Source organism: Devosia faecipullorum (assembly GCF_015158295.1).
In the GTDB taxonomy this organism is placed as follows: Bacteria; Pseudomonadota; Alphaproteobacteria; order Rhizobiales; family Devosiaceae; genus Devosia; species Devosia faecipullorum.
Window position 1 is genome coordinate 325,208 of the sequence record NZ_JACDXV010000002.1, and the last position, 17,974, is coordinate 343,181.

15 protein-coding genes are annotated in these 17,974 nt (G+C 61.7%); 8 read left to right on the plus strand and 7 right to left on the minus strand.

Translation table 11 applies throughout. The features are described 5' to 3' along the window. Position 1: 1 nt before the first annotated feature. Positions 2 to 715, plus strand: a complete 714-nt coding sequence (locus tag H0482_RS07345) for a 4'-phosphopantetheinyl transferase family protein (RefSeq protein WP_193729394.1) — start codon at positions 2 to 4, stop codon at positions 713 to 715. Positions 716 to 723: 8 nt separating this feature from the next. Here H0482_RS07345 and H0482_RS07350 read toward each other — a convergent pair whose 3' ends face one another. Further along, on the minus strand, positions 724 to 1,914 hold the full coding sequence (locus H0482_RS07350; RefSeq protein WP_193729395.1) for a glycosyltransferase family 2 protein: 1,191 nt from the start codon (positions 1,912 to 1,914) through the stop codon (positions 724 to 726). Between the two features lie 195 nt (positions 1,915 to 2,109). Here H0482_RS07350 and H0482_RS07355 point away from each other — a divergent pair, with 195 nt between their 5' ends. Beyond that, on the plus strand, positions 2,110 to 2,910 hold the full coding sequence (locus tag H0482_RS07355) for a WecB/TagA/CpsF family glycosyltransferase (protein ID WP_193729396.1): 801 nt from the start codon (positions 2,110 to 2,112) through the stop codon (positions 2,908 to 2,910). On the opposite strand, the gene H0482_RS07360 is transcribed toward H0482_RS07355, so the two are convergent. Continuing rightward, the gene (locus tag H0482_RS07360) at positions 2,907 to 5,639 is read right to left on the minus strand and encodes a glycoside hydrolase family 9 protein (protein ID WP_193729397.1); all 2,733 of its coding nucleotides are present in this window, start codon (positions 5,637 to 5,639) and stop codon (positions 2,907 to 2,909) included. The genes H0482_RS07355 and H0482_RS07360 overlap by 4 nt on opposite strands. Positions 5,640 to 5,724: 85 nt before the next feature. On the opposite strand from H0482_RS07360, the gene H0482_RS16885 reads away from it, so the two are divergent. From H0482_RS16885 to H0482_RS07380, 4 genes are all read left to right on the plus strand, one after another. Further along, the gene (locus tag H0482_RS16885) at positions 5,725 to 7,116 is read left to right on the plus strand and encodes an O-antigen ligase family protein (RefSeq protein ID WP_193729398.1); all 1,392 of its coding nucleotides are present in this window, start codon (positions 5,725 to 5,727) and stop codon (positions 7,114 to 7,116) included. 122 nt (positions 7,117 to 7,238) lie between these two features. Then, positions 7,239 to 8,474: a polysaccharide biosynthesis/export family protein gene (locus H0482_RS07370; RefSeq protein ID WP_193729399.1), complete on the plus strand. Its 1,236-nt coding sequence runs from the start codon at positions 7,239 to 7,241 to the stop codon at positions 8,472 to 8,474. Between the two features lie 22 nt (positions 8,475 to 8,496). Next, on the plus strand, positions 8,497 to 10,047 hold the full coding sequence (locus H0482_RS07375; protein ID WP_193729400.1) for a tyrosine-protein kinase domain-containing protein: 1,551 nt from the start codon (positions 8,497 to 8,499) through the stop codon (positions 10,045 to 10,047). A 4-nt stretch (positions 10,048 to 10,051) separates the two neighbouring features. Beyond that, entirely contained in the window at positions 10,052 to 11,257 is a 1,206-nt protein-coding gene (locus H0482_RS07380) for a glycosyltransferase family 4 protein (RefSeq protein ID WP_193729401.1), read from the plus strand. Positions 11,258 to 11,262: 5 nt separating this feature from the next. Here the strand turns inward: H0482_RS07380 and H0482_RS07385 are convergent, their stop codons facing one another. Further along, complete coding sequence (locus tag H0482_RS07385) at positions 11,263 to 12,243, minus strand: glycosyltransferase (RefSeq protein ID WP_193729402.1); 981 nt, start codon at positions 12,241 to 12,243, stop codon at positions 11,263 to 11,265. 237 nt (positions 12,244 to 12,480) lie between these two features. On the opposite strand from H0482_RS07385, the gene H0482_RS07390 reads away from it, so the two are divergent. After that, positions 12,481 to 13,527 (plus strand): hypothetical protein, encoded by a 1,047-nt coding sequence (locus H0482_RS07390; RefSeq protein WP_193729403.1) that lies wholly within the window; start codon positions 12,481 to 12,483, stop codon positions 13,525 to 13,527. A 137-nt stretch (positions 13,528 to 13,664) separates the two neighbouring features. Here H0482_RS07390 and H0482_RS07395 read toward each other — a convergent pair whose 3' ends face one another. The 4 genes from H0482_RS07395 to H0482_RS07410 are packed head-to-tail and all read right to left on the minus strand — an operon-like array spanning position 13,665 to position 16,997. Continuing rightward, complete coding sequence (locus tag H0482_RS07395; RefSeq protein WP_193729404.1) at positions 13,665 to 14,426, minus strand: ABC transporter permease; 762 nt, start codon at positions 14,424 to 14,426, stop codon at positions 13,665 to 13,667. Further along, positions 14,426 to 15,223 carry an ABC transporter ATP-binding protein gene (locus H0482_RS07400; protein WP_193729405.1) on the minus strand — a complete coding sequence of 266 codons (798 nt, stop codon included), beginning with the start codon at positions 15,221 to 15,223 and terminating at the stop codon, positions 14,426 to 14,428. Before H0482_RS07400 ends, H0482_RS07395 begins: the two co-directional genes overlap by 1 nt. After that, positions 15,220 to 16,035: an ABC transporter permease gene (locus H0482_RS07405; RefSeq protein WP_193729406.1), complete on the minus strand. Its 816-nt coding sequence runs from the start codon at positions 16,033 to 16,035 to the stop codon at positions 15,220 to 15,222. Before H0482_RS07405 ends, H0482_RS07400 begins: the two co-directional genes overlap by 4 nt. After that, entirely contained in the window at positions 16,035 to 16,997 is a 963-nt protein-coding gene (locus tag H0482_RS07410) for an ABC transporter substrate-binding protein (RefSeq protein WP_193729407.1), read from the minus strand. The genes H0482_RS07405 and H0482_RS07410 overlap by 1 nt, the downstream gene beginning before the upstream one ends. Positions 16,998 to 17,182: 185 nt before the next feature. Between H0482_RS07410 and H0482_RS07415 the strand changes: the two genes are divergently transcribed. Further along, positions 17,183 to 17,860: a GntR family transcriptional regulator gene (locus H0482_RS07415; RefSeq protein WP_193729408.1), complete on the plus strand. Its 678-nt coding sequence runs from the start codon at positions 17,183 to 17,185 to the stop codon at positions 17,858 to 17,860. Positions 17,861 to 17,974 lie beyond the last annotated feature (114 nt).

A 17,974-nucleotide genomic window follows, 5' to 3' on the forward strand; every position in this document is an offset into this window, starting at 1 on the left:
GGTGCTGGACGGCCTGTTTGAGCCGAATATTGCTGTGGCCTATGGCGATCCAAGGGCGAATTGGCCCCTGGCTCTGCCGCAGGAGGAAGCCTCGATCCGCCATGCGGTGGTGAAACGGCAAGGGGAATTCCGGGCTGGGCGGGCTCTGGCCCGTGAGGCGATGGCGAAACTAGACTTGGGGCCCGCGCCGATACTCTCCGCCGAAGATCGTGTGCCGATCTGGCCCGATGGCATGGTCGGCAGCATTAGTCATTGTGACGATTTCTGCGTGGCGGCAGTAGGTAGACGTGCTGACGGCCTGATGGCCATCGGGGTGGATGTGGAGCCGGCGGAGGCTTTGCCCGAGGGCGTGGCGGATGAGATTTGCCTTGCGGACGAAAAGATCTGGCTGGGCAAACTTGATGATCGCGAGAGGCCGATTTTTGAACGGCTGATCTTTTGCGCCAAGGAAAGTGCCTATAAGTGCCAATATGGTGTGACGGGGCAGCTATTTGGCTTTGATGCCCTTTGTGTGCATTTCGACCACGCCCGGTTTCAGTACGAGGCCCGGTTCATGCGCGCTATTGGCCCCTTCCGTATCGGCCAGACCCTCTTTGGCCGCTATGTCATGACTGAAAAGCATCTGGTGACCGGCATGGCTCTTGGCTCTGACGCTTTTTCCCGTGCTGGCCAATCGGAAATCGGGCGCAGCGGCCGAGATTGGCCACTGGCCTGAATGGTTCCTCAGGGCCTGGGCCCGTGGCGGTCGGTGCGGATCCAGCCCTTGCTGCCCTTGCCACGCGCCAGGGCAGCGTAGAGGCCCAGCTTGCCACCGATATAGGGAATGATGCCCAACAGCGCTCTCGCCGGCAGAACTCTGCGGCCATGGGTGAGCCAGGCCAACGCCACGCCGCCGCCAAGCAGCGCGGCATTGGCAAGTGCCAGTCCGATGGCAAGGGGTGGCAGGCCCAACAGCATTGTTAGACTCAGCGTCGAAACCAGGGCCGCGCCCACCAGTACCAACAACATGGTCAGGGGCGGCACCAGCAGGTCGAGGATGAGCGTCAGAGCATCGAGGCGGCGCGTCTTGATGGCGGCAGGCACCAGGCGCAAGGCCTGTCCGATCATGCCCAGATGTCCCTGTTCCCATCGCTGGCGTTGCGTGGCGGCGCCGGTGCTGGAAAGCGGAAAGATGCTGTCTATCCGCGCTTCGGCGACGAAAAGCGGCGGCGTGCCGGCAAGGGCAAGCTCGACCCCGAGCTTCATGTCTTCGACAAGGCTGGCATGGGCCAGGTCGGCATCGCGAATGATGGCCCAGGGAAATGCCATCCCGGTGCCGGTCAATTGGCAGGGCAGGTTCAACCGGGCCAGTCCCCGGGGGCGCAGGTGGTTTTTGACGCGAAAGGCGAAGGCGGCTACGGCCAGTTTCAGATCGTCATTGTGAGGGGCATGCATCAGGTAGAGCCCTTGCGTGGGCCGCCCATGGTCCATGGCCTGGCGCGCCAGGACATCGATGCAGCCAGGCTTCAGGGTGCAATCCGCATCAACGATGATGACGATTTGGGGCGGTGCTGCCTCAAGGTACCTTATTCCATAATCGAGCGCATAGCCCTTGCCGCGACGGGCGCTGTCGTGCCGCTCGATGACCTCGGCGCCCGCCCGTCGCGCCAGATCCGCCGTTGCATCCGTGCAATTGTCGGCAATGACGATCAGCCGGTCCTTCGGGGTGAGCTGCGCACGCAGATTGTCCAGAGTGGCGGCGATGCCGGCCTCTTCCTGATGCGCCGGCACGAGGATGGCCAGATCGGGGCGGCTTGCCGTTTGGACACTTCGACGCGGCGGCAACAGGCCAGCCACGATTTCGACCGCAAAGGTGAGAACCGGAACCAGGAGAACGAAATTGATCAAAATCAGCAGGGCAGACGCGACGGGCATCGACATGTCACCAGGTTTTGCGCGGGGCCTATGCGTCCTGCATCACTGAGCAAAGATCAATCTCTGCTGCTTCGCATTGTTAATGATAGCGCTCGCGCTCATTAACGCTGTTTCATCCTTTATAGGACGCCATCATAGGTTTGCGTGGCCGTCCTCCCTATAATGAAGGTGATGTTGTGAAATAGTCGCGTGATAATGACCGAACTTCTGCTCGCCGATTACGATATCCGTCCCCAAGCCCGCATCAAAAGGCATAATTTCGTAGGGGCATTTTTCGACCACATCGAATTTGCGGACGTTTTGGTTTCCATCGAGCAGGCGCGCACCAGTCCCGGCTTCCGCTATGTGGTGACGCCCAATGTCGATCATGTGGTGCGCCTCGCCCAGCAACCCGAATATGCGCACTTTTATGAAAAGGCATGGCTCAGCCTGTGCGACAGCATGCCGATCAAGCTGGCGGCGCGTCTCAAGAGGCTCGACCTGCCAAGGGTCACCGGCTCCGATCTGACCGTGCAATTGTTCAAGCAGGTCATCAAAGCCGGCGATCGGCTGACGCTTATCGCGCCCTCTTTGGCAGTGGTGGAGGAACTTCAGATCCAATATCCCATGCTCAAGATTCGCGCGCATGTGCCTGCGCTGGGGGTGCTCGACAAGCCGGACGAGCTTGAGCGCTGCGTGAAATTTGTAGTGGCCGAGCCGGCCGATTTCGTATTTCTGGCCATCGGCTCTCCGCAATCGGAGGCCATAGCGTTCCGGCTGTCCCAAAATGCGCGCGCCACTGGCACCTGCCTATGTATCGGCGCGGCTCTGGAATTCATGACCGGCATGAAGCAGCGCGCGCCCCGGTGGATGTCCAATCTTGGCGTTGAATGGCTGCACCGGCTGGCATCCGATCCCAAGCGGCTGTGGCGCCGCTATATTCTTTCCATTCCCACTTTCGCCACGCTGATTGTCCAGGAGCTGTCGAAAAAAGATGGAAGCAAACCACGCGCCTAGCGGCCGTGGATATAGAGCGCCAGAGCCGCCATGGTGGCGATGGATTGGTGCACGGTATATTCCTGCTGCATGATCAGGGCGGGGTGCTCGACCAGATATTCGAAATAGGGCAAGGCAAAACGGGGCGGGTCGATGCGCCGATCGGCAGCATGTTCGTCGGTGCCGCTTTCGGGCAGCGGTGACCAGGGCGGGCCGAATATCCAGCCATAAGCCGTCTCGGCTTGCCCGGCCCAGCCATAGATGACGATACCCGGCGGCGGGGCGACGCCCATGGCCAGCCGATCCTCATGCAGCGGATTGTTGACCGAACGCAGACCCAGCCCGGTGACGAGGCTGCGGCCCAGTTGATTGGCCCCGAGCATGGAATGATACCCATGCTCGAGGGCACGCAGAATGGCGGGATCGGCTGAAATTTGATGGGCGCGGATCAGCGTCTGCAATTCATGATAGCCGGGCGCACCGCCCTGCCCCCAGCCGGCGGGGGCGTCGGGATGCTTGAGGCTGGGATAGGCGAAGTGCTCCTGCGCTTCCACCACAAGTGTTGCCTCGGCCAAGATACGCGCGGTGATCTCGGCCCTGATCTTTGCATCGCCCCCCTCGGCCTGCAGATAGTCCCAGGCTGCGTCGCCCTTTTGGGTGAATATGCCCGGATCGGCGCGCCAGCCTGCCTCGAACAGGGCTGCAAAGGATGGCTCGCCGGTCAGCCGAAAGAGGGCAGCGGCGGCCGCGCTGCGATAGGGTGCGGTTTCATCAGCCAGGGCGTCGCGGCGCAGCGGCCAGGATATGTCGTCGAACAAACCGGTTCTGGTGCCGATGGCGATGGCGTCGGCGTAATAGGTGTCGGGATCGGCAAAGCCGCGCTCGCCGGCGGCCCAGGCGTCGACCGCGCTATCGGCATAGAGATTGGCCCATTGGTCATGGTCCAGCTCTTTCAATATCCGGGCCATGCTGGCGGCGCTGGCGGCATATTGGTAGCTCGACAGATGGTCGGGGGCATAGGCGAAGACGGTCTGGTGTTCAAGAAAGCTCGGCTCGCCGCGCAACGGGTGTTCGGCGCTTTCGATGCCGCCCCTGACACTGCCGTCCGCTGACTGCAGACGCCGGAAGAAGTCGAGCCCCCAGAGCGCCTCGTGCAGGATGTCGGGCAGGGAGTTTAGATCGGCATAGAGCGGATTTCGCAGCGCCTCGGCGGATTTCGGCAGACCCGTATCGTTGAGTTCGCGCCCGGCCGGGGTGGTTTCGTGCACCGCAAGCATCAGCCTTGTGACGTCGAGATGCTGCGTACGGCGATCCCAATCGCCGGCATCCATATAGCCGCCCCAATAGGTTTGAGGGACGGGGATTTCGGTCAGCCAGTCGGGAGCCGCCGCCGCTGAAAAGGGCACGAAACCATTGGTGGACATATTTGACCAGGAGAATGGCAGGCGCGTCTCGAATATGGTGAGGTCGGCGCCGGGCCGGAACGCTTCAGTGCGGCTATAGCCAAACCGGCCATCGAGTTCGACGCCGCTGCGATGGTTGTAAAGACCCCCCAGAGTGGTGCGTGCGGCCTCGGCCCAGACCCTGTCGGCGATGACCAGCGGGTCAGAGACGCCGAGGCCCCGGATGAGCAGGTGGTAGCGGCCGTCGCGCTCCGGCGTCCAATTGGCATAGTCGAGCGCAAAGACGAAGGTGCCAGAACGATTGGCGCGGTGCGCGGGGGTGGCGATGGCTCCCGGCGCGAACGAGGGCGGCAAGGGCGCGGATAAGTTGCCGAGCGACATGCCGGTCGCATTTGCCGCCATGACATCGGCGAATATGGCGCTGGCGTCCTGATCGCCGCCGAGCCGTTCCAGCGCGATGCGTTGGCCCGGGGCAAAGTCATGCGGACCTGCCATCGAGACGTCGGTGCCGGAAATGCCGGTCAGCGCCACGGGCTCCGCCGCGCCGTCACGGTAGTCGAGCAGCAGGTTCGCGAGGCCATTGCCGGGCTCCTCGCTGTCGGGCGCCGAGCGCAGCGTGATCACGCCTGAAAAGACGGTCTCGCCGTGCTCATCGACAATCTCGAAACGGTCGAGACCATAGGTGCGAAAATCGATGGCGCCCTGATCAGGGCCGCCCGGCAGCCAGAGTGAGAGAAATCCCAATTTTCCCAGGTCGCCCCGCCTGTGACCATTCTGGGTGAGGTGGATGGCGGAGGCACGTATGCGCTTCTCATCGACTTCGAACGCGGCGTCGGGCAGCAATCCTTGCGGCCAAGAAATGCTATAGGAGCCTGCCGGCAAAGACCCGTCGAGCTTGAGATAAAGGTCGTGGCGGAAGCTGGCGCCGGACCGTGTATCGCCATGGGACGACGGAAATATGCCGGCGTCATATGGCATGGATTTGCGATAAACGGCCAGTACCTCCCGGTCACCAATCGGCGGATAGGCAGAGGCATCGTCAATGGTTTTACGGTCGAGATAAATCGAAGGCGGCTTGTCGGCGAGGCGAAGGTGATCCCGCTGTGGGCCGATGACCATGCCGCGCCCCGCGGCAAAATCGATCCAGGCGCCGTTGCGTTCGGGGCGGGGGGCCTCAAGGCCGATAATTTCGCCACGAATGAAGGGTGGGTCTTCGAGGATTACATGCACGATGTCGGGGGCGGCCAAGGCGATTTCGACGACACGCACAACTTGACCTTGGGCATGGCCGGGCGCGCCGAACCAGAAGAGAGCGGCCTGCAGCAGCCCGATCATCAGGGCGCGCATCGGCAGACTTCCGTTAACCCCGTGTCGGCATTTCCGGTCATGTTAACCCCTGATCGCGTCCCCCATGGTATCAAAATGAGGGGATGTGCCAAAGGTATCGCAGTTGAAATTCCTGGCTTTGTACATAGCTGCGCTGGCGGCGTTCCCGCTCAGTCTGCTTTTGCGAAGCAATAGCGGTTTTCATCAGATTTTCTGGACCATTTTCGGGGCGCTGCCGTTTCTGGCTGTGGCGCTACCGATTTTTGTGACCGGGATTGTGATCTTCGAAGGCTGGATCGGCTTTGTCTATAGCCTTGAAATCGCGCTGCTCGATATTCTGGCTATTGCCGGGCTGATGAGCCTGGGCGCCAGGAGTATTGCCATACCGCTTCGATATACGCTGCCGGTGATTTTTTTCGTCTTTACCGCCGTCCTTTCCATCTTTCAGGCCGATGAGCCGCTGGCAGCGACATTTGGCGCCTGGCAGTTCGCGCGCATGGGCCTAATCATGATCGTCGTGGCCAAGCTCTGCTATGAGCCAAAGCTGGCCCTCAGCCTGTTGCGCGGCATGGCCATCGGCATGACCATGCACCTTGTTGCGGTTATCTATCAGCGATTTGGCCTGCACCTGACGCAGACGCCGGGATTGTTCATTCATCAGAACACTTTGGGCATGACTGCACACCTGGTCCTGTTCCCCTGCCTTGCCTTGCTCCTATATGGCTATCCGGGCCTGCGCTCGCAGTTGGCGACAGCCATGGCGACCATCGTGGTGGTGGTGTTTACCGCCTCCCGCGCCGCCGTCGGGTTTTCCGCCTTTGGCATTGGCCTCATCTATTTGTTGTCCGCCCTGACCGGGCTCACCGGACGCAAGATGCTCTTTGCCGCTCTAGGAGTGTTGGGCCTGGCCGTGATCGGGCCGGTGGTGATTTTCTCATTCGAGCAGCGGTTCGAGGCCGCCCCCCTCACTGAGGATCAATATGACGAGCGCGCGGCGTTCAACCGGGCGGCGACCTATATTATCGAAGACCACCCCTTCGGCGTCGGTTCGAACCATTATGTGCATGTGGCGAAAAATGAAGGTTATTCCGAACGCGCCGGGGTCGCACCCTTTGAGGGGAACCGCAACAATATCGTCCATAACGCCTATCTGCTGGCCGCGGCCGAGACCGGTTATCTCGGGCTGTTGAGCTTCGCCATCGTGCTGCTGGTTCCGCTTTTTGTTACGGTGCGCGCGGGCTGGCGCTACCGGGACAGCGCGGAGGGACATCTCCTGCTCGGCTTCGGCGTGGCGATGGCGGTGATCTATGTGCACTCGTTCTTTGAATGGGTGATCTTCGCCAGGGAAGTTCAATACCTTTTGTTCATGACCATGGGCATGTCCTATGGGATCGTGCTGCGATTGAGGACCAGTGCGCCGGTGCGCCGGAATCGTGGCTCTGGCCTCGGTCTGGACCGGGTGATGGTCCGGCCTGTCGAGACGCCGCAATCCAGGTAGTCTGGTAACCATGAAATGAGGAAGGCCGCTGCTTTGACCTTTCCGGGGCTGGATCGCGCTGGGTGTTCAAACGCTGTTAGGGCTCCAATCCTAGAACGGACCCAAAGCGGAGTATTGGGCCTATGATGAACATCTCAAGGCAGTTTGTGGCGCTGGGCGCAACGATAATGACCATGCTGTGCCTCGGCCTGGCGGCGTCGCCCGCCAGGGCCGAGGATTATCTGCTCGGTGTGCAGGACCGCTTGCGCGTCCAAGTCGCGGAATGGCCGACGCTCAGTGGGGACGTGGTCGTGGGGGCGGCCGGAGAGATTGCGCTGCCGGTTGTCGGCCGGGTCAATGCCGACGGCCTCACTGCCAGCGAACTGGGTCACCAGATCGCCACGCGCCTCCAGGAAGCGGCGGGGCTGCGAGACCTGCCGGATGCGCTGGTGGAAGTGGTGGCCTATCGCCCATTCTACATTACCGGCAATGTCACAAATCCCGGCGAGTATAATTATCGCCCCGGCATGATCGTGCTCAACGCCGTGAGTATTGCGGGGGGCATGTATCGTTCCGACCAGCGCTCGGCCTGGGATATCGAACGGGTGGCGATCAGCAGCCTCGGCGAAGTTTCGGTCCTCGATCTGCGCATGCGCGATCTCAAGGCCCAGCAGATCAGGCTCAAGGCCCAGATCGATGGGCTCGAAGCCTTTCCCATGCCGGAGGCGCAATCCGATATTGAAATGACGCAGGCGCTGGATGAGCAGCAGCGTCTCTTCGAGGACAGCCGGCAACGGCGCAATGCCGCGCGCGCCAATCTCAGCGCCTCCATCGCGAGCCTCGAAAAAGAGCTCGATGCCATCAATATATCGCTCCGCGACAGCGCCGCCCGGCGCGAAGCCACCGAGACCGAACTGGCCCAGGTCCGCGAACTGGTCAAACAGAACCTGGCGGTGCAGCGGTTGGCGCCGCTCGAAGCCAGCCTCGCCCAGACGACCCGCGATCAGCAGGACCTTGAAATCAGCCGCCTTCGCGCCGAACAGCGCATACTCGAAGTGCGCAGCGAATTGACCCAATATGACGAATTGCGCCGCGCCGAGGCCATGGGCGAATTGCAGCGGGTGAATGCGCATTTGCGTGAGGTCGAGGAACAGCGTGTGGCGCTCGCCAAGCTTTTGAACGGGGCAAGCTATTATTCCGGTGAAGCGGCGCTTGCCCTCGAAGAAGACGACGCCGAGCCGCAATATCTGATCGTTCGTGTCGATGGTGACAGCGTCACCGAAACGGCGGCGACCGAGCAGACGCGCGTCATGCCCGGCGATATCGTCAAGGTGATCCGCCGGTTGAGCGGCGCCCCGGCGCCGCTGCTGGCGAACTGAACCCGGTCATGAGGATGCTGTGATGCTCGAAGCCAAGATTGGTGCAGCCGAGATGGCCCCCCTTGCGCCCACGACGGTCTATGACTGGAAATGGATGCTGAAAACGCTGTTGCGTTATCGTCTGCCTATCCTGATCCTGCCGCTGGTCTGCCTGGTCGCCGCGGTGTTCTACGTGCAGACACGGCCCCCCCAATATACGGCGGCGGCGACGCTCAATGTCACCAATCTGCGCCTGTCCTCGAGCGACCGTGATACGTTCTATGCCGAGGCCCTGTTTGATCCGACCTTTATCGAAACCCAGATCCAGGTGATTGCATCGACCCCAATTGCCTATGCTGTGATTGCAGACCAGGGGATTGCCGCGGAAGCGGCGGACGAGGTTGACGGCGCCCTGAGGGCGTTTCGCGCAGGCCTCAATGTGCAGCGGCTCGGCCAGAGCAGCCTGGTGCAGATCGCCTTCACCGCCACCGATGCGCAGCGCGCCGCGGATGTCGCCAATGCGGTGGTCGAGGCCTATGTGGAAAAACTCCTGGTCGACCGGGAGGAAACAGTCGAAGCGGCCAGCAGCTGGCTGCGCGACCGCCTGCGCGGGGTGGGCGCACAGGCGCATGTGGTTTCCCCGGCAACTGCTCCGCTCGACAAGAGCGGAATGGGTGGTACGACCATTGTCGCCCTGGCGGTGATCGGCGGTGGCTTTACCGGCATGGTGCTGTCGCTGCTCCTCGGTTTCCTCGATCGGCGCATCCGCGAGCCAGAGCAGATAGTGGCCGCCATTGGCGAAATCTGCCTCGGCATTGTGCCCAGGCTCAAGCAGAAGCGGCCCAAAGGCGGCGGGCAACCGGCTCCGGGCTCGTTTTCGTTTGACGCGGCTTCCTCGTTGCTCTCGGAAGTCAGTTCGCATCCGTCCGGCGCCATGGGACAGAGCGTTCGCGCCGCCGCCATTGCGCCATCGCGCCGTCAGCGCATCGCCGTCACCTCGACCTTTGCCGGAGAGGGCAAGACGACGATTGCCAGCAATCTCGCCCTGATGGCGGTGCGGACGGGATCACGCGTACTCCTGGTCGATGCCAATGGCTATAATTCGGGCCTGTCGCGCCAACTAGCGCCGCAGGCCGAGCGGGGTATCTTCCACTTCCTCGCCGGTTCCGAAACACTTCTGTCCGACGTCGTGCTGCGCGACACCAGGACTGGCCTTCACCTCCTGCCCATCGGCAGCGGCGATACGGTCGGTCCGGAAATGCTGTGGTCGGATCGCATGTCCCGGCTGTTCGAGCAGGCCGAGGACTATGACCTCATCGTTTTCGACATGCCGCCGCTCATTGCCAGTGGCGATCTGCGCGCGGCGGCCAGTTTCGTTGATAACATTCTGCTGGTGATTGCCTGGAATCGGGTCAGCGATACGCAATTGCATGCAGCGCTCAATCTGGCCGGAACCGTTCACGCCCGCCTCAAGGGGGCAGTCCTCAACCTGGCCTCATTGACCGCGCTGGAGCGCTGGGCTTCGCCGGAGGCGTCGATCATCGCCCAGCAGCGCTCGCTCACCCGTTCCGGCAAGCCGGCAAAAAAAGTCTGATTCCATGTCTCTGGGCTATCTGCTCAACACCTATCCCGCCCCCAGCGGAACCTTCATCCGCAATGAGATCGAGGCGTTGGAAGCGCGTGGGTTGGAGGTGCGCAGGCTGGCTGTCCGCCGTTTTGCCGGCCAGCTGGTCGATCAGGCCGACCGGGCCGAGCAGGATAAGACCCATTATCTCCTCGATGGCAATGGCGCGCAAATGGTGCTGGCGGGCCTTTGGCACGCGCTGACCCATCCGCTCGATTTCGCGCGGGCGCTGCCCGCCTGGTATGGCTTGCTGCGTGAGGCGGGCGGCGGGGTCGTGCGCCATAGTGCCTATCTGGTGCAGGCGGCCTATCTGACTCAATTGGCCGAGCGTGATGGCATCACCCATATCCACAGCCATTTCAGCAATAATGCGCCGGCGGTGGCGATGCTCTCGCATAGAATGGGTGGGCCGAGCTTCAGCTTTACCGCCCATGGCCCGGACGAGTTCGTCGACGCGCCAAAACTGAGTTTTGCAGCCAAGATCGCCGATGCGGCCTTTGTCATCGCCATTTCCGGCTATTGTCGCGAATTGCTGAGCGGGCTCGCTGCGAACCGGACGGATGCAAAAAAAATCCATATCGCCCGCTGCGGGCTCGACCTCGACAAGTTCGACCCGGCCCCGCCAGTCGCGTCGCATAATCAGACATTGGTCTGTGTCGGGCGGTTATGCCCGCAAAAGGGGCAGGTGCATATTCCAGCGGCGGTCGCCGCGCTCAGGCCACGATTTCCCGATCTCAAGGTAATTCTCGTAGGTGACGGGGAGAGCCGCGCCCTGATCGAAGCCGAAATCGAAAAATATGGTGTGGGGGATGCGGTGCACCTCCATGGCTGGGCCGACAATGGGACGGTGCGGGAGCTTATCGCGAAGAGCCGCGCATTGCTGCTGCCCAGCTATGCCGAAGGCCTGCCGGTGGTGATCATGGAGGCTTTTGCCCTGGGGCGGCCGGTGATTTCAACGACGATTGCCGGCATTCCCGAACTGGTGGACGAGCAATGCGGCTGGTTGATCGCACCCGGCGACCATGAGCAATTGGTCGCCTCCATCCGTTCGGCGCTCACCGCCAGCCCGGAACGCCTGGCGGAGATGGGCCAGGAAGGGCGCGCCCGGATCGAACGCCAGCACGACCGCCGCCTGCTGGCGCAGACGCTCGAGACCCTGTTCCGCCAAAACGGGGCTTGAGGGGCTTACTTATATTCGATGAGACCGGCGTGGCGCTTCAATCTGGCATTGGCAAAATATTGCAGCGCGCCGAGCATTTCGGGGAATTTTCCTAATACCAGAAAAAACGCGCGCGCCCAGCCAAAGCGGCCTTCGCCGCGATAGCGGATACCAAGCCGGGCGACTTGCAGAGGATAAATCAGCAATAGCACCAGAGCGGCCGGATGGATCAGCGCCAGCAGGGGAATGGCCAGGGGCAGCACAAGACCCCAGAGCAATATGCTTTTGGTCTGCCGGTCCCAGATGCCGAAGGGCGATCCGGCATGGCGCCGCGACACTTCGGCAAAGGCATGGCCGCCGCGCTGGGCGCGCCGCCAATATTGCCCGAAGCGGGTAATATTGGCGTCGTGCAGCGTCATTTCCGCGTCCAGCCGCCAGATGCGCCAGCCGGTCTGCCGCAGGCGCACGCAAAGCTCCGGCTCTTCACCGGCGATCAGATCGTCTGAATAGCCGCCGACCGCATCGAAGGCGGTGCTGCGCACCAGAATATCGCCGCCGCATTCGTTGGCCTCGCCAATGGGCGTGTTCCATTCGGCATCGCAGAGCCGATTGTAGATGGAGCGTTCGGGAAATTGTTCGCGCCGTCTGCCGCTGACAATGGCTATGCCCGGTTCCGCCCGGAGAAAGGGCGCGGCCTTGCCGATCCAATCGGCATCAAGGGTGCAGTCGCCGTCGACGAACTGGATGAATTCGAGGTCTGGAAACTGAATGGCCAGCGCGCGGCGACCAGCATTGCGGGCTCTTGCGGCGGTGAAGGGGATGTCTGGAGTCAGCACGATGGTCTTGGCACCGAGGCGCTCGGCCGCATCGGCACTGCCGTCCGTCGAACCGGAATCGACATAGATGCAGGCGTGAACAAGCGTGCCCAAGGAGTTCAGACAGGCAATGAGGCGCTCGCCCTCGTTTCGCCCGATGACCACGATGCCGATACCAGCTTGTTCACTCATGGCAATACGTTTCCATCAAAGGGCGTTCTCAAGCCCGCCAGATAGCCGAAGCCCGTGTCAAACGAAACGCGGCAGATGCCGATTTTCGCCGCCAGAGCTGAGTAGCGTCGTTTGGATTGGCCGCAGACTAATTGTATCGGCTTAACGCTTTGCAAGTGCCGGTGCGGAGATAAACTTCGCAGGAAAGCCTGACCGACCCGACTGCGTTGTTCCGACGCGATCATGACGCGGGGGGGCATGGATGAAAAGGCCGGTGGACGGATAATGAGTGAATTGGGGCGGATTGCGCTGGCGTTTGCCGGTCTGGTGCTCTTGGGCGCCCTGGGGAGCAGCGCTCATTTTGGCCCGATTGCGTCTCTGCCATCCGAGACGAGTGCAGATCAAGGCCGGCCCCTCGATCTGCGCATCATTCAATCCGGGCATAGTTTGACAGATCCCATTCCGCCGCTGCTTCGCGATCTGGCGATTGCCGCTGGGGCCCCGGTCGATATCCAAATAGAGCGCTCCACCAGTCCAGGGAGCACGATGGACTATCGTTGGAGCCACGGGCCAGATCCGGGGATGCAAGATGCGCGGCATGACATTGGGGGCTACGATTTATTGGTGCTGACCGAGCGGGTGCCGCTGCCTGACGCCATGCGCCGACACAATTCTGTGGGAAGGGCGCTGGAATGGCTGCGCCATGCGCATCGATATGGAGATGAGGGCAAGGGCGCGCCTACCATGCTTTATGCCAGCTGGGTCGATATCAGCAGCGGACCCGGCTACGCCAATCCTTACAATGATCCGGAGGGGAACATTCCCTGGCGGCAGCGGCTGGAACTGGAATTTGCGCGTTGGATCGAGATCGCAGAGATTGTAAATCGGCATCGCACCCCCGGTGCCGCGCCCATGGACATCATTCCCGCGACCTTGGTGATGGCTGCGGCCTACGACGCCATCGCGGGGGGCGGCGCCGTCGGCATCGATGATCTCGGTCAGCTTTTTTCAGATGACATTCATCTCAGCGGCGCCGGCGCCTATCTTGTTGCGCTGACGCAATTCGCGTCGATCTATGATCGAGACCCGCGCGGCCTGCCCGTCCCGTCCGGAATTGAGGCAGAGGTCAAGCCGGCAACGGCGCGATGGATGCAGGACCTGGTCTGGAACGTGGTCCAGAACTACCAGGCAAGCGTCGTCCGCTATCGCAGCGATTATGCGAGCTTCACCGCTGGGGACTTGCAGACCTGCCTCTGGGCGGACTTGACCGGCCAGAGGCAGGTCTGTCTGGCCGATCAACAATAAGGCAGCTTTGCAGGTGGCGCAGAGGCATGTCCATTGCTGCCGGTATTGGGTTTGGCTTTTCAGGCCGCAAGCGATAGGGCTTCGGCAAAGGATTGCCCGGCCAAGCGCCGGGCAATGAAAGCGGGAATGGCGAGCCGTTACTGGCTCTCTTCGGTGACGATCAACCGGCTCAGCAAGGACACGAGGCCCACGGCGATGGCGGCATAGAGGACGATCAAAAGAATGACCGCATAGAGCTGATCCATGGAGAATACGGTCCCATATTTCTTCACCAGGCCGCCGAGGCCAATAATGGCGATCAGCACTTCGCCATTGATGAGACCCTTGACCCCGCGCGCCACGCCCAGCCGGAGACCGGCGAGGAAGTAGGGTGCGCCGGCCGGTAGCCGCACGTCGCGGAAGGTGGCCCAGCGGCTGGCGCCGAAGGAATGCGCCATCTCGATGAGGCGAGGATCGCTCGAGCGCATGGCGGTAGCCGCATTGGTGGCGACAATGAAGACCGAGAAGGCGACCACCGTGGCGATGCGCGTCGCCGGGCCGATGCCGAAGATCATCAGGAAAACCGGCACGAACGCGATCAGCGGCGCCGAAAGGCCGGCCTTGACGTAGGGGCCGATGGCCACATCGACAAAACGCGACAGGCCCATGCCGATGCCGATCAGGCTGCCGAAGACCAGCGAGATCACCAGCCCGTAGATCAGCGCCAGGGTGCTGTCGAGCAGCGGCGCGGTGACATCGCCGCTGGCCCAAAGCTTGTAGAAGGCGGCGAGAACGTCCGACAAGGGTGGTAGGGTCAGCAGGTCGGTGCTGCGGCCACCGATTTCCCAGATTGCGGCAAGCACCAAGAGCGAGATGAGGAAGGGGCCCTTGCGTTGGACCAGATCTGCAATATTGGCCATCACGCCGCCTGCCCATCATCCTGGATCATGCCGCGCAGCCGGTCCCAGACAAAGCCGGTGAGTTCGACGAAGCGCGGATCGCGACGGGTCTCCTCGGTGCGTGGCCGCGGCAGGTCGACGTCGATGACATCGGTGACGTGACCGGGGCGCGCGCCCATGATCACCACCTTGTCGGAAAGGAACACGGCTTCATCCATCGCATGGGTGATGAAGAGCACCGACAGGTCAGTCTTGGCCCAAATGTCAAGCAGATCGGTCTGGAGGATCAGCCGGGTCTGCGCGTCGATGGCGGAAAAGGGCTCATCCATCAACAGCAATTGCGGCGACACCGCCAGCGCCCGTGCCAGGCCCACGCGCTGCTGCATGCCGCCTGAAAGCTGGCGGGGATAGGAATTCTCGAAATCTTCCAGTCCGACCGATTTCAGCAAGGTGCGGGCAATGGCATAGCGCTCCGGCTTGGCCATGCCACGCACCTTGAGGCCGAAGGACACATTGTCGATAATGGTCATCCAGGGGAGGAGGGCGAAGGATTGAAAGACGGTGGCGCGCTCGGGGCCGGGGCCGCTGACGGGCTTGCCGAGCACTTCAACGCTGCCTTCGTCCCAGCCCAGAATGCCGCCGACCATTTTCAGCATCGTCGTCTTGCCGCAGCCGCTGGGGCCGATAATCGAGACGAATTCGCCGCGTCCCACGGTGAGGTTGACGCTTTCCAGCGCCTTCATGCGCTGTCCGCCTGACGGGCCGTAATACTTGGTGAGGTTACGGATGGAAATGGCGGGGCTTTGTAGATCGGTCATGATTGACTCCAGCGACCGAGGCGACGCTCGATCCATTCAACGATGCTCATCAGCAGCACACCCTCGAGAACGATGGTGACGGCGACGGCGAGCACCGGGGCAACACGGAAACGGCCTTGCAGGTCGGCGATCAGGCTGCCGACACCCGCCCCCACGATGGTGAGTTCTGCGACGACCATGCCGATCAGTGCCTGGCCCAGGGCGATGCGAATGCCAGCCATGATGCCGGGGACGGCGGCAGGCAGGATAATGTCGCGCATGATCAGCCAGCGCGACGCGCCGAAGCTGGTGGCCATTTCGGTCAGCACCGGATCGACCCGGCGCACGGCGACCGCCGTGTTGATGATGACATAGGGGATGCCGAACAGGGTGACGACCGCAACGCGGGCGGCGAAGGTCAGGCCAAGCAAGGCCTGGATCACCGGAATAAGCGCGATGATCGGGATGGCGACGAGAAAGTTCAGATAGGGCGAGACGATGAGGTCGACCAGCCGCACCCGTGCGGTGAAAACGCCGATGGGTACGCCGATCAGCACGATCAGGGCAAAACCGGCCACCAGCGTCTGATTGGTGATCAGCAGCGCCAATTGCAGGGTGCCGTCGCTCACCAGCGACCAGAAAGCGGCCAGCGTGCGCCCGAAAGTGGGAAACAGCAGGCCAATCGTGTCATTGCCTGCCATTTGCCAGGCGCCCAGGAAGGCCATGAGCATGCCGATGCGCACAACAATGCGCCCGGCGCTGGTGTCGACCAGGCTGTCCAGGGTCAGGCGGGGCTTGTGTGCCCCGCCTTTGTTTGGTTCGGTTGCGCGCATTACTCGGCCAGGACTTTGTCCAGCGGCCCACGATTGGCAACGTCGGCAGGCGTCTTGATATTCTCGAAGGGCTCGCCGTCATTGTTGAAGAAGTTGATGGTGTCCATCACTTCACGATCGCTCAGGCCGCCGTCGAGCGGCCAGACCTGTGCCGCCAGGAAGGCCTCCACGATGGACGGCATGGCGTCGGGGTCGATTTCACCGAGCAGATCGCGACCCTTCTCGACCAGCAGGTCGGGATTGGCGTAGCTTTCACGGTAGACGTCCAGATGGACGCGGATCCAGTCCTCGATCAATTGCGGATTGTCGGCGATGAAGCTCTGCTGGGCCGCGAACGCCGCTCGCATGATCGGCATCATCTTGGTGAAATCGCCGGTGATGATGAATTCGTCGGGCCGGGCGCGCTGCAGCAGCGTCCAGTCCTGCAGGTCGACGACGCTGGAATCGAGCTGGTTGGCCAGGAGGGCGGCCAAGCGGTTGTCCGACCCTTCGATAACGGTCAGGTTGGCCTTGGTGTCGGGGCAGGTCTGTGCCAGCCACTGGATGGCAAGCTGGCCCACAAAAGAGCCGGTGGATTGAATGCCGACGGTCTTGCCATCGAGCGATTCACAATTGGGCAGGTCGGCCTTGGACACCAGCAGGAATTCGTTGGTATTGGCGCCCATGAAGAAACGGCTGTCGAGGCCCTGATCGATCGCGTCCATCACCTGGGCGATGGCGGTGATCTGCACCGCGCCGGTTGCCGCGGCCTGCAATTGGTTGCTGTTGCCGCCCAGCTCGGCCACTTCGATATCGTAACCCATATCGGTCAGGCGATCGATCGCTACGGCGGTCGGCAAATAGCCTACGGCCCAGCCCGAAAAGCCGAACACCGCATCGGCCGATGCCGCCGGTGCTGCGCCCAGCAGCACTGCCGCGATGGCCGCGACGCTTGTTCTTGTCCAATTTCCTGAAATACGCATTCGGATCGTCCTCCACTTCCGATGATGAAGCTTACTAAAAAGCGCGACGGCAAAACCGTCAAGCGATTTTCGAAAATATATATCTATTTCGGTTTTATAATTGCTTATCCAAAATCCCGTTGCGTGGGATGGTTGGCGGGCCTACTAATCACGAGGCGAGTGGGAGATTTGTTGCCGACATGACCATGAACGAACAGCCAACCCTGAATGCCACCGTGTTCAATCTGCTGCGGCAGGACATTCTGACGGGCCGCCTGCTTCCGGGGGAGCGTCTGCGCGCCGAAACGCTGCGCCAGCGCTATGATGTCGGTGGCAGTCCTGTTCGCGAGGCGCTGATGCGCCTTGAGGCCGAGGACTTCGTCGTGCTCGAGCAGAACAAAGGCTTTCGAGTTGCCGGCGTTTCGGCGGCGCACCTGCAAGATCTGTCCCGCACACGCGTGGAAATCGAGGCAATTGCGCTCAGATGGTCGATTGCAAGGGGCGGTGTGGACTGGGAATCGGCCATTATTGCCTCCATGCACCGCCTGGCCAGCGTTCCCAAGCGGCTCGATGCAGAGGGGCTGGAGCGCAATGTGGATTGGTTGCGATACCATCGCGAATTCCATGCTGCGCTGGTGGCGGCCTGCGATTCTCCTGTTCTGGTCGGCATGCGCAATCACCTCTTTGATCAGGCTGAGCGCTATGTCGCACTTTCGATTTCGGTGAGCGGCGAGCTGCGCGACGATGTCTCCGAGCATCAGGGCATCATGGATGCGGCGCTGGCTAGGGACATTGATCTCACCCTTGCCCTCAACCGCCGTCACATCGAAAGAACCACGAAGAAGCTGCTGACGGCCATCGAACACTATGAATCGGCTGCCTAAGTATTTTCGATAATTGTATGAATAATCGAAAATATGTGCTTATTGGTCGCGAAGGGTGTCGATTGGACACCATTCGCGCGCCTCTGGCGTTCCAGTGTTTTTTGCATGCTAGGC

Excerpts from the sequence above, each read along its gene's own strand:
- H0482_RS07350 (WP_193729395.1), bottom strand. The coding sequence starts at position 1,914 with ATGCCCGTCGCGTCTGCCCTGCTGATTTTGATCAATTTCGTTCTCCTG.
- H0482_RS07355 (WP_193729396.1), top strand. The coding sequence starts at position 2,110 with ATGACCGAACTTCTGCTCGCCGATTACGATATCCGTCCCCAAGCCCGC.
- H0482_RS07360 (WP_193729397.1), bottom strand. The coding sequence starts at position 5,639 with ATGCGCGCCCTGATGATCGGGCTGCTGCAGGCCGCTCTCTTCTGGTTC.
- H0482_RS07370 (WP_193729399.1), top strand. The coding sequence starts at position 7,239 with ATGATGAACATCTCAAGGCAGTTTGTGGCGCTGGGCGCAACGATAATG.
- H0482_RS07375 (WP_193729400.1), top strand. The coding sequence starts at position 8,497 with ATGCTCGAAGCCAAGATTGGTGCAGCCGAGATGGCCCCCCTTGCGCCC.
- H0482_RS07380 (WP_193729401.1), top strand. The coding sequence starts at position 10,052 with ATGTCTCTGGGCTATCTGCTCAACACCTATCCCGCCCCCAGCGGAACC.
- H0482_RS07385 (WP_193729402.1), bottom strand. The coding sequence starts at position 12,243 with ATGAGTGAACAAGCTGGTATCGGCATCGTGGTCATCGGGCGAAACGAG.
- H0482_RS07390 (WP_193729403.1), top strand. The coding sequence starts at position 12,481 with ATGGATGAAAAGGCCGGTGGACGGATAATGAGTGAATTGGGGCGGATT.
- H0482_RS07395 (WP_193729404.1), bottom strand. The coding sequence starts at position 14,426 with ATGGCCAATATTGCAGATCTGGTCCAACGCAAGGGCCCCTTCCTCATC.
- H0482_RS07400 (WP_193729405.1), bottom strand. The coding sequence starts at position 15,223 with ATGACCGATCTACAAAGCCCCGCCATTTCCATCCGTAACCTCACCAAG.
- H0482_RS07405 (WP_193729406.1), bottom strand. The coding sequence starts at position 16,035 with ATGCGCGCAACCGAACCAAACAAAGGCGGGGCACACAAGCCCCGCCTG.
- H0482_RS07410 (WP_193729407.1), bottom strand. The coding sequence starts at position 16,997 with ATGCGTATTTCAGGAAATTGGACAAGAACAAGCGTCGCGGCCATCGCG.
- H0482_RS07415 (WP_193729408.1), top strand. The coding sequence starts at position 17,183 with ATGAACGAACAGCCAACCCTGAATGCCACCGTGTTCAATCTGCTGCGG.